This is a genomic window from Agromyces binzhouensis (assembly GCF_004135055.1).
In the GTDB taxonomy this organism is placed as follows: domain Bacteria; phylum Actinomycetota; class Actinomycetes; order Actinomycetales; family Microbacteriaceae; genus Agromyces; species Agromyces binzhouensis.
The window spans coordinates 1-11,048 of record NZ_SDPL01000063.1; the positions used below are offsets into that span (position 1 = coordinate 1).

At 70.7% G+C, this 11,048-nt stretch carries 10 protein-coding genes; 3 read left to right on the forward strand and 7 right to left on the reverse strand.

All coding sequences use genetic code 11. The annotated features are described in order from the left end of the window. A partial coding sequence (locus ESO86_RS05405) for an AAA family ATPase (RefSeq protein ID WP_129233882.1) occupies positions 1-731 on the reverse strand: 731 nt, incomplete at its 3' end. A 119-nt stretch (positions 732-850) separates the two neighbouring features. On the opposite strand from ESO86_RS05405, the gene ESO86_RS05410 reads away from it, so the two are divergent. The 3 genes from ESO86_RS05410 to ESO86_RS05420 all read left to right on the forward strand — a co-directional run bounded on the left by ESO86_RS05410 (position 851) and on the right by ESO86_RS05420 (position 3,703). Beyond that, positions 851-1,618: a peptidylprolyl isomerase gene (locus ESO86_RS05410; protein WP_129233884.1), complete on the forward strand. Its 768-nt coding sequence runs from the start codon at positions 851-853 to the stop codon at positions 1,616-1,618. Between the two features lie 111 nt (positions 1,619-1,729). Further along, the gene (locus ESO86_RS05415) at positions 1,730-2,962 is read left to right on the forward strand and encodes a DUF349 domain-containing protein (protein ID WP_242492217.1); all 1,233 of its coding nucleotides are present in this window, start codon (positions 1,730-1,732) and stop codon (positions 2,960-2,962) included. A gap of 156 nt (positions 2,963-3,118) precedes the next feature. Next, on the forward strand, positions 3,119-3,703 hold the full coding sequence (locus tag ESO86_RS05420) for a type IV toxin-antitoxin system AbiEi family antitoxin (RefSeq protein ID WP_165307353.1): 585 nt from the start codon (positions 3,119-3,121) through the stop codon (positions 3,701-3,703). Here the strand turns inward: ESO86_RS05420 and ESO86_RS05425 are convergent. From ESO86_RS05425 to ruvA, 6 genes are all read right to left on the reverse strand, one after another. Next, positions 3,673-5,928 carry a RelA/SpoT family protein gene (locus tag ESO86_RS05425; RefSeq protein ID WP_129233889.1) on the reverse strand — a complete coding sequence of 752 codons (2,256 nt, stop codon included), beginning with the start codon at positions 5,926-5,928 and terminating at the stop codon, positions 3,673-3,675. The genes ESO86_RS05420 and ESO86_RS05425 overlap by 31 nt on opposite strands. 74 nt (positions 5,929-6,002) lie before the next feature. Continuing rightward, complete coding sequence (gene secF / locus ESO86_RS05430; protein WP_129233891.1) at positions 6,003-7,016, reverse strand: protein translocase subunit SecF; 1,014 nt, start codon at positions 7,014-7,016, stop codon at positions 6,003-6,005. Then, positions 7,016-8,761 (reverse strand): protein translocase subunit SecD, encoded by a 1,746-nt coding sequence (secD, locus tag ESO86_RS05435; RefSeq protein WP_129233893.1) that lies wholly within the window; start codon positions 8,759-8,761, stop codon positions 7,016-7,018. The genes secF and secD overlap by 1 nt, the downstream gene beginning before the upstream one ends. A 62-nt stretch (positions 8,762-8,823) precedes the next feature. Next, positions 8,824-9,201: a preprotein translocase subunit YajC gene (gene yajC / locus ESO86_RS05440; RefSeq protein ID WP_129233894.1), complete on the reverse strand. Its 378-nt coding sequence runs from the start codon at positions 9,199-9,201 to the stop codon at positions 8,824-8,826. Between the two features lie 69 nt (positions 9,202-9,270). Further along, positions 9,271-10,314, reverse strand: a complete 1,044-nt coding sequence (gene ruvB, locus ESO86_RS05445; protein ID WP_129233896.1) for a Holliday junction branch migration DNA helicase RuvB — start codon at positions 10,312-10,314, stop codon at positions 9,271-9,273. Next, positions 10,311-10,931, reverse strand: a complete 621-nt coding sequence (gene ruvA / locus ESO86_RS05450) for a Holliday junction branch migration protein RuvA (protein ID WP_129233898.1) — start codon at positions 10,929-10,931, stop codon at positions 10,311-10,313. Before ruvA ends, ruvB begins: the two co-directional genes overlap by 4 nt. Positions 10,932-11,048 lie beyond the last annotated feature (117 nt).

An 11,048-nucleotide genomic window follows, 5' to 3' on the forward strand; every position in this document is an offset into this window, starting at 1 on the left:
TCGCCGACCCGGTCGGCGCCGCCGGAGTCATCCGCAGGCTCATGCGCCGCCTCGCTGATCGCCGAGGTGGATGCCGCCTCGAGGGCGGTCAGCGCGCGTCGCGCGTCACCCGAGGCGAGGCGCACGATCGCCGCGCGCGCCTCGGGTGCCAGCTCGACCCTCCCGCCGAGGCCGCGCGGATCGACGACCGCGCGGTCCACGAGCAGCGCGAGGTCGTCGTCGTCGAGCGTCTCGAGGGTGAGCAGCAGCGAGCGCGACAGCAACGGCGAGATCACCGAGAACGAGGGGTTCTCGGTCGTCGCCGCGACGAGGATGACCCAGCCGTTCTCGACGCCGGGGAGCAGTGCGTCCTGCTGCGCCTTCGTGAAGCGGTGGATCTCGTCGAGGAACAGCACGGTCGAGACGCCGTACAGGTCGCGATCCGCGCGCGCCGCCTCCATCACCTGGCGCACGTCGCGCACGCCGGCGGTGACCGCCGAGAGCTCGACGAACTTGCGACCGGACGACCGCGCGATCGCCTGGGCGAGCGTGGTCTTGCCGGTGCCGGGCGGACCCCAGAGGATCACCGACACGGCACCGGATTCGCCCGTGCGGTCGGCCGCGAGCGCCACGAGCGGCGAACCCGGCGTCAGGAGATGCCGCTGACCGGCCACCTCGTCGAGGCTCCGCGGTCGCATCCGCACCGCGAGCGGGGTCGCACCCGCGCGCAACCCCTGGGCCGAATCCACCATGCGGACCAGCGTAATCGCGGCGACCGACAGTGCCCGCCCCGCGAGCGGCTGGCAGGATTCGCCCGGGCGTGCCGCGGTTGCGTAGGCTCTCCTCCGCAGGATCCCCCCGAAGGAGCAGCGTGGCAACGAACGACCGTCAGGCGCGCGAGGAGCGCTCGCGCCTCCGCACCTACCAGGCCCGCCAGGAGGTGCACCGCCGATCCGTCCGGCGCCGCACGCGAGACAATGTGCTCGCCGGCATCGGGCTCGTCGTGGTGCTCGCCCTGGCGACGGGTGCGCAGCTCTTCTACTTCTCGGGCGGTCCCGGCACGCCCGCGGCCGAGCCGACGCCCTCGCCGAGCGCCAGCCCCGAAGCCGCCGAGGTCCCCTCACCCGACCTGGCCGAGGACCGGACGTGGGTCGGCGCGCTCACGCTCAACGACACCACGCTCTCGATCGAGCTCGACGGCGCCGCAGCTCCGCAGGCCGTCGCGAGCACGGTGAGCCTCGTCGACTCCGGGTTCTACGAGGGGCTCACCTGCCACCGCCTCACGACCGAGGGCATCTTCGTGCTCCAGTGCGGCGATCCGAACGGCGACGGCTCGGGCGGCCCCGGGTACAGCTACGGCCCGGTCGAGAACGCGCCCGGCGACGACGTCTACCCCGCGGGCACCATCGCGATGGCCCGTCAGGGCGGCGTCGCCGAGAGCCAGGGCAGCCAGTTCTTCATCGTCTACGAGGACTCGACGATCCCCGCCGACGCCGCGGGCGGCTACACGGTGATCGGCCGCGTGACCGACGGCCTCGACGCGCTGCGCGCCGACATCACCGACCAGGGCGTCGCCGACGACGCCACCGACGGTGCACCCGTCCGGCCGGTCAGCATCACGTCGTTCGTCGTGGAGTGAGCGCGCCTGCGTCCGGGTTCGGATGCGACCGGCACCGCCCCCGGGGGTGCAATAGGCTTGATGCCGTCATCCGCCGCGCACGCGGCATCCGAACGACGACAGGGTGAGTTCGTGACCGATTCAGCACAGCAACCGTGGGGCCGCGTCGACGAGACGGGCACCGTCTTCGTGCGGACCAGCGAGGGCGAGCGCGAGGTCGGGCAGTACCCCGATGCGACCCCGGAAGAGGCGCTGGCGTACTTCGAGCGCAAGTACGCCGACCTCGCGGGCGCGGTCGGGCTGCTCGAGCAGCGCGTCCGCCGCGGTGCACCGGCAGCGGATGTCGCGAAGGCCGTCGCCACGCTCCAGGCGAGCGTCGCCGATGCCCACGCCGTCGGCGACCTCGACGCGCTCACGCGTCGCCTCGAGGCCCTGTCCGGCACGACGCAGGAGCTCACCGCGCAGCAGCAGGCCGAGGCGAAGGCCGCGCTGGCCGACGCGATCGCCGAGCGCACCCGCATCGTCGAGGAGGCCGAGGCGCTCGCATCGCAGGACCCCGCGAAGACCCAGTGGAAGCAGACCTCCGCCGAGCTCGACGCGCTGTTCGCCCGCTGGCAGCAGCACCAGCAGGACGGCCCGCGACTGCCCAAGGGCGAGGCGAACGAGCTCTGGAAGCGATTCCGTGCCGCACGCTCGACGATCGAGCAGCACCGCAAGGCGTTCTTCGCCGAGCTCGACGCCTCGCACCGCGAGGTGCGACAGCGGAAGCAGCGGCTCATCGAGCGCGCCGAGGCCCTCGCGCCGCGCGGCGCCGACGGTGTCGTCGAGTACCGTTCGCTCCTCGACGAGTGGAAGCAGGCGGGCCGCGCCGGGAAGAAGGTCGACGACGCGCTCTGGGCGAAGTTCAAGGCCGCGGGCGACGTGCTCTTCCAGGCCAAGGCCGAGATCGACGCGAAGGACGACGAGGAGTACCGCGCCAACCTCACCGAGAAGCTCGCGCTGCTCGACGAGGCCGACGTGCTGCTCGCCTCGAAGGACGCGCGCGCGGCCCGTGCGACGCTGAACGGCATCCAGCGGCGCTGGGACGAGGTCGGCCGCGTGCCGCGCGACCAGGTGCGCACCGTCGAGGACCGCCTCCGCAAGGTCGAGAACCACGTTCGCGCCCTGGAGGACGAGCGCTGGGAGCGCGAGGATCCCGAGAAGAAGGCGCGTTCCGAGGGCATGCTGGGCCAGCTGCACGACGCGATCGCGAAGCTCGAGGCCGAGCTCGCCGAGGCCGAGGCCGCCGGCGATGCCAAGGCCATCGCCGCGGCGCGCGAGGCGCTCGACGCACGCCGCGCGTGGCTCAAGGCCGTCGGCGGCTGACCGCCCGCAATCCGCACCCGACCCGTCGCCGCGCTCGCGGTGGCGGGTCGAGTCCGTTCGGAGCGGTCTCCTGCACATCCGACCGGCCACCGCGATGATCCACAGCCCCCGGCGGAAGCCGCCCGGCGCTCCGGCGGATCGCGGAACATGGGTCGCATGGCGCGACTCCCCTCGGTCCTCGACCTCGACGACCTCCCCCTGGCCGAACTCTGCGCTGCACGACTCGACGGCGAGGTGATGCGCATCGGCGACGGATGGTGCCCGGTCGACGAGCCCGACCTGCCCGGCCTCCGTGCCGCATCCGTGGCGCCGGGCCTGCCGGCGCCGTTCGTCGTCGAGCGCCGGTCCGCCGCCTGGGTGCACGGAGCGCTTCCGGCTCCCCCGCCGGTCGCGGAATGCTGCGTGCCGCACTCGTCACGCGTGTCCACGCGGTCGCTGCCACCCGGGCTGCTCCTGCGCGAGGTCGCGATCGCGGCCGCCGACATCGCCGTGATCGGCGGCGTCCGGTGCACCACGCCCGACCGGACGGTCTACGACCTCGTGCGCGATGCGGAGCCCGCCCGCGACGTGGTCGCGATCGTGGCCGCGCTGCTCAGTGCCGACCGGTCGATGGGCGAACGCGTCCGATCGCGCCTGGAACTCGCCCATCGACTGCCCCACAAGGCAGCCGCGCTCGACCGCCTGACGGCGGCCGAGGCCGCTCGGCCGGCTCAGCCGTCGCTGACCCGGTACACGTCGTAGACGGCGTCGATGCGCCGAACGGCGTTCAGGACCCGGTCCAGGTGCGTGGTGTCACCCATCTCGAAGACGAACCGACTGATGGCCAACCGGTCCGACGACGTCGAGACGTTCGCGGACAGTATGTTCACGTGGTGCTCGCTGAGGACCCGCGTCACGTCGGAGAGCAGCCCGGCGCGATCGAGCGCCTCGATCTGGATCTGGACGAGGAACACGCTCTTGGAGCTCGGCGCCCACTCGACGTCGATCATGCGGTCGGGCTCGCGGAGCAGCGACTGCACGTTGTGGCACGACGCCTGGTGCACCGAGACCCCCGAGCCCCGCGTGATGAAGCCGACGATGTCGTCACCGGGCACGGGCGTGCAGCACCGCGCGATCTTCACGAGGATGTCGGGGGCGCCGCGGACCAGCACACCGGAATCGCTGGTCCTCGGCAGCGGTCGCGAGCGGACCGGGATGGCGGGCAGCTCGGGCTCGTCGGCATCGTCCACGTCCCGCACGAGGGCGATGACCTTCTCGATGACGGACTGCGTCGACACGTGCCCCTCGCCGACGGCGGCGTAGAGCGCCGACACGTCGTCGTAGCGCAGCTGGGCCGCCACCTCGGCGAACGAATCCTGGCTCATGAGCTTCTGGAGCGGGAGGTTCTGCTTGCGCATCGCCCGGGCGATCGCGTCGCGGCCGTGCTCGATCGCCTCGTCGCGTCGCTCCTTGGTGAACCACTGGCGGATCTTGCTCCGCGCGCGGGGGCTCTTGACGAAGATCAGCCAGTCCTTGCTCGGACCCGAGTCGGGGTTCTTCGACGTGAACACCTCGACCACGTCGCCGCTCACGAGCTCGCTCTCGAGCGGCACGAGGCGACCGTTGACCTTCGCCCCCATGGTGCGGTGGCCGACCTCGGTGTGCACCGCGTAGGCGAAGTCGACCGGGGTCGCCCCGGCGGGCAGCCCGATGACCCGGCCCTTCGGCGTGAAGACGTAGACCTCCTTCGCGCCGATCTCGAACCGCAGCGAGTCGAGGAACTCCCCCGGATCGGCCGTCTCGGCCTGCCAGTCGGAGATGTGCGCGAGCCAGGCCATGTCGGCGTCACCGCGGGTCGCTCCGCCGTCGATGTGTCCGGCCGCCATCCGCTCCTTGTACTTCCAGTGCGCCGCCACACCGTACTCCGCACGCTGGTGCATGTCGTGGGTGCGGATCTGGATCTCGACCGGGCGGCCCTTCGGGCCGATCACCGTCGTGTGCAACGACTGGTACAGGTTGAACTTCGGCGTCGCGATGTAGTCCTTGAAGCGACCGGGCACGGGCGTCCACCGCGCGTGGATGGAGCCCAGGACGGCATAGCAGTCGCGGACCGAGTTGACGAGGATGCGGATGCCGACCAGGTCGTAGATGTCATCGAAGTCCCGGCCGCGGACGATCATCTTCTGGTAGATCGAGTAGTACTGCTTCGGCCGGCCGACGACCTTGCCGCGGATGCGCGCCGCCTTGAGGTCGTCCGAGACCAGGTCGATGACCGACTGGACGTACTCCTCGCGCTGGGGCGTCCGCTGCTTGACCAGGCTCTCGATCTCGGCGTAGAGCTTCGGGTAGAGCACGGCGAACGAGAGGTCCTCGAGTTCCCACTTGATCGTCTGGATTCCGAGGCGGTGCGCGAGCGGCGCGTAGATCTCGAGCGTCTCGGTGGCCTTGCGCGACGCCGAGGCCGCCGGGACGAAGCCCCACGTGCGCGCGTTGTGCAGGCGGTCGGCGAGCTTGATGATCAGCACCCGGATGTCCTTGGACATCGCGACGATCATCTTGCGGACCGTCTCCGCCTGGGTCGAATCGCCGTACTTGACCTTGTCGAGCTTCGTGACGCCGTCGACGAGCATCGCGATCTCGTCACCGAAGTCGGCGCGCAGCTGGTCGAGCGTGTAGGCGGTGTCCTCGACGGTGTCGTGGAGGAGGGCCGCGGCGACGGCCTTGGATCCGATGCCGAGGTCGGCGAGGATCTGGGCGACCGCGATCGGGTGCGTGATGTACGGCTCGCCGCTGCGTCGCTTCTGGCCCTCGTGCGCGCGCTCGGCGACCGTGTACGCCCGTTCGATGACCGAGAGATCGGCCTTCGGGTGGTGCATGCGCACCGTCCGCATGACGCTGTCGACCGCCCCTGCGGGCAGCGCCTTGGAGAAGATCCGTGGCACGAGTCGACGCAGTGACGCCGTCGAGTTGACACCGGTATCGGTCATGAGCCCCGCACCTCCAGACCTCAATTATCACCGCTTCCGAATCGGTCGCGCGCCATCGAGGTCCGGAGGACGCCTCAGGCGACCGGCAGGGCCTCGGCCGTCGACCCTCCGGCGCGCTCCCGCTCCTTGAGGACCTTCTGGTCGTGACGCTTGATCGCCGGCTCCCCCTCGCGCAGCTGCGAGTACAGCGGCGCGGCGATGAAGACGGTGGACCACGTGCCGACGAGGATGCCGATGAGCAGCGCGAGCGAGATGTCGCGCAGCGTGTCGGCGCCGAGCACGCCCGCGCCAATGAACAGGATGGCCGCGACGGGCAGCGCCGCGACCACGCTCGTGTTGATCGAGCGGACCAGCGTCTGGTTCACGGCGAGGTTGACGGACTCGGCGAACGTGCGACGCGATTCCTGGCCGTCCTCCGACGTGTTCTCGCGGATCTTGTCGAACACCACGACGGTGTCGTACAGGGAGTAGCTGAGGATCGTCAGGATGCCGATCACCGCTGCCGGGGTCACCTCGAAGCCGACCGCCGCGTAGAGGCCGGCGGTCACGATCAGGTCCCCGAGGAGCGACAGGATCGCCGCGAGCGACATCTTCCAGGTTCGGAAGTACAACGCCATGATGACGGCGGCCAGCAGCAGGAAGGCGAGGAGGCCGAGGAGCGCCTGGCGCGTGATGTCCGCGCCCCAGCTCGCGCCGATGAACGACGACGTGACCTCGGATTCGGGTACGCCGTACGCGTCCGCGAGGACGGTCGTGAGCTCACGCGACTCCGCCTGCTCGAGCTGGTCGGTCTGCACGCGCACGCCGTCATCGCCGACGATCGTCACGCGCGCGACCGCACCCGGGACCACCTCTGCGACCGCGTCGATCGCCGGCTGCTCGGTCGCGTTCGCGACTCCGACGATCTGGAACTGCGAACCGCCGCGGAACTCGATGCCGAAGTTGAAGCCGCGGACGACGGGCACCAGGGCGGAGAGGATGATGAGCACGGCGGCGATGGTGTACCACTTCTTGCGCCCGCCGACGAAGTTGAACGAGCGCTTGCCCGTGTAGAGGTCGTTGCCGAACGTGGTGAGTCGGTTGGCCATCAGGACTCCTTGCTCTCGCCGGCACCGACGGTGGCGTCGGCCTGCGCTGCCTTGCGTTCGGCGATGGTCTGGCGCTTCTGCGCCTCACGCGAACTGGATGCCGCCTTCTTCGCCGGGACGGCGACCGGCTTGCGGAACTCCGCGCGCCCACGGTAGACGGCACCGAGTGCCTGGGGGTCGAGGCCCGACCAGGAGTGCCCGCTGGAGAAGAACCGCGTCTGGGCGAGCAGCTGCAGCATCGGGTGCGTGAAGAGGATCACGACGATGACGTCGATGATCGTGGTGAGACCGAGCGTGAACGCGAAGCCGCGCACGCTGCCGACGGCGAGGACGTACAGCACGACCGCCGCGAGCAGGTTCATCGACTTCGACGACAGGACGGTGCGCAGCGCGCGCTTCCAGCCGGCCTCGACGGCGCCGACGAGCGGTCGCCCGTCGCGCAGCTCGTCTCGGACGCGCTCGAAGTACACGATGAACGAGTCGGCGGTGAAGCCGATCGCCACGATGAGGCCCGCGATGCCGGCCAGCGAGAGTCGATAGCCCTGGTACCAGCCGAGGATCGTGATCATCAGGTACGTGATCACCCCCGCGATGATCAGCGACGCGATGGTGACGGTTCCGAGCGCACGGTACTGGAACAGCGTGTAGATCACGACGAGGATGAGGCCGATGATGCCCGCGATGAGGCCCGACTGGAGCTGCGAGGTTCCGAGGGTCGCGGAGATCGTGTCGGAGGACTGCACCTCGAAGCTGATCGGCAGGGCGCCGAACTTCAGCTGGTCGGCGAGGGCCTCGGACGACTCCTGCGTGAAGTTGCCCGTGACCTGGGGGCGACCGTCGGTGATGACGCCGTTCATCTGCGGCGCGGACAGCACCGCGCCGTCGAGCACGAACGCGAACTGGTCGCGCGGCGTCTGGCCGTTCAGGGCGAAGAGCCGCTGGCTGACCTCGGAGAACGCCTCGGTGCCGCGGTCGTTGAAGACGATGTTGACGGCCCACTGGCCCGTGGTCGCACCGGTCTGCGTCTGCACCATGCCGTTCGTGGCGTCGACGATGTCCTCGCCGCTGACCTCGACCGGTCCGAGCAGGTACTTGATGGTGCGCGTCGAGTCGCAGGTGACCAGCGGCTCGTCGGAGGGCGCGACGTTCGCGCCGCTCTCGTCGATCGCCGCGCAGTCGAAGGTGTCGAACTGGTCCTGCAGGGCGGGCGTCACCCAGTTCGGGTCGCTCGCATCGGTGGGCTCGACGCTCGGTGTCGCCGAGAGCTCCTCCTCCTCCGCGCCGTCGGTCGGCTCCGGGCTCTCGCTCGGGTCGATCGACTGGTTGGCCGCGGCGTCCGCGAGCAGCACGGGCCGGAGTTCGAGCTTGGCCGACGACTCGATCCGGTTGCGCGTCTGCTCGTCGAGCTCCCCGGGGATCGCCACGACGACGTTCTGGCCGCCCTGCGTCGTGATGTCGGCCTCGGAGACGCCGGAGGCGTCGACACGCTGGCGGATGATCGAGACCGCCTGGTCGAGCTGCTCCTGCGAGACGGATTCACCGTCGGCGAGTTGCGGCGCGAGGATGATCTGCGTGCCGCCCTCGAGGTCGAGCGCCAGCTTCGGCGTCCACGAACCACCGCCCCAGATGACGCCGGCCGCATTGATGCCGAACAGCGCGACGATGATGACGCCGAGCCAGGTCAGTGATCGCACGGCCTTGCGGACGGGCGTCGGTCGCGAGGACCGCTTGGATGGTGCAGCCACGGTTGTGCCTTCTCTGCAGGGAGCCCGCGCAGCATCGCGCGGGCAGAGCTATGGGGTGGGCCTCAGTCGTCCGACTTCTTGGTGTCGGGCGTCTCGTCGTTCGGCGACTCGTCGGCGCGCTCACCGAACTCGGGCTCACCGTCGATCGCGGCCGTCGCCTCGGCAGGGGCGTCGACCGGCTCGACCACGCGGGCGATCGTCTGGCGGTGCACCGTGAGGACGGTGCCCGGCGAGGACTCGAGCTCGACCCGGTTCTCCTCCTCGTCGATCGAGAGGATCGTGCCGAACACCCCGAAGTTCGTCATCACCGTCGCGCCCGGCGCCACCTTCGACTGCAGTTCACGTGCCTCGGCCTGACGCTTGCGCGAGTTCCGGAACATGAAGAAGATCAGGACCGCCAGGACGGCGAGCATGATGAGAGTCAGCGGATCAAGGACCATGGGGTGGGAACCTTCCGGTGTGCGCACGATGCGCACGATAAGGGGCGGGGTGGCCGGAGCCTCAAAGGATTATAGGTCATCGATCGGCAACGCCACCGCGGCGCCTTCAGCCTCGCGCACGAGTCCGAAGTGCCGCCAGGCGCCGGGCGTCGCCATCCGTCCGCGCGGGGTCCGCGTGATGAGGCCGATCCGCACGAGGAACGGCTCGACGACCGCCTCGATCGTCTCGGCCTCCTCGCCCACCGACACGGCCAACGTGTTGAGGCCGACCGGACCGCCGCCGAACCTCGTGAGGATCGTCATCATCACGGCGCGATCGAGTCGATCGAGTCCGAGCGGGTCGACGTCGTACAGTTCGAGCGCGGCGCGCACCGCGTCGACATCGGCCCTCCCGCCGTGGACGAGCGCGTAGTCGCGTACGCGCCGGAGCAGCCGGTTCGCGATGCGCGGCGTGCCGCGGCAGCGCCCGGCGATCTCGGCGATCGCCGTCCGGTCGATGTCGAGCCCGAGCAGCACGGCCGCGCGGCCGAGGACCTGCTCGAGCTCCGCCTCGTCGTAGAACTCCAGGTGGGCGGTGAAGCCGAAGCGGTCGCGCAGCGGGTTCGGCAGCAGGCCCGCGCGCGTGGTCGCGCCGACCAGCGTGAACGGGGCGAGGTCGAGCGGCACCGACGTCGCACCGGCGCCCTTGCCGACCATGATGTCGATCCGGAAGTCCTCCATCGCGAGGTAGAGCATCTCCTCGGCGGACCGCGCCATCCGATGGATCTCGTCGATGAAGAGCACCTCGCCGGGCACCAGCGAGGACAGGATGGCGGCGAGGTCGCCGGCGTGCTGGATCGCGGGACCGCTCGACATGCGCAGCGGGCGTCCGCCCTCGTGCGCGACGATCATCGCGAGCGTGGTCTTGCCGAGCCCCGGGGGGCCGGCGAGCAGGATGTGGTCGGGGGTCCGCTGCTGCATCGCCGCGGCCGAGAGCAGCAACTGCAGCTGCCCGCGTACGCGCGTCTGACCCACGAACTCCTCGAGGCTCTTCGGCCGCAGCGCACCCTCGAACGCGAGCTCGGCCTCGGAGGCGAGCTCGGGGTCGGTCAGGTCGAGGTCGTCATCGGTCATCGCGCCCGCGCCCCCTGCTGCGCCGGTCCGAGCCGGGCGAGCGTGAGCCGCAGCAGCACCGGCACGGAGGTCGCGGCGGCGTCATCGGCGGTCTCGAGCGTCTCGGCGAGCGCCTCGCCGGCGAGCTTCTCGGACCAACCGAGCCCGGTGAGCGCCGCGAGCACGTCGTCGGCCACGCCGCCGGTCGCGACCGACGCGCCGACGGCGGAGGAGGCCGGCGCGACGAGCTTGCCCGCGAGGGAGACCGTGATGAGCTTGGCGGTCTTCGGGCCGATGCCGCTCACCCGGCGGAACGCGGCGTCGTCGTCCTCCTGGACGGCTCGTGCGACATCGGTCGGCGCCATCGCGGACAGGACGCCGAGGGCGGACTTCGGACCGACGCCGGTGACCCCGATCAGGAGTTCGAAGACCTCGAGCTCGTCTCGCGTGGCGAACCCGAACAGCGTCAGCGAGTCCTCGCGGACGACCAGCGAGGTGTGCACGAGCACCTCGTCTCCGACCCGGCTCGCGAGCACGAACGCGGGCGTCGCGTTCACGAGATAGCCGACCCCGGACACCTCGACGACGAGCGAACTGCCGGAGGCCTGCAGCACGCGGCCGCGGAGGGAGGAGATCACTCCTTCACCCTACGGGCTGCCCCCGACACGGCGGCGGCGCGCTCGGCGGTGAGCCATGCCCGCTGCGCGGGCGTGAGCGGACCCCCGGAACCGTCGCGTCCGCTGCGCGCCGCGGCG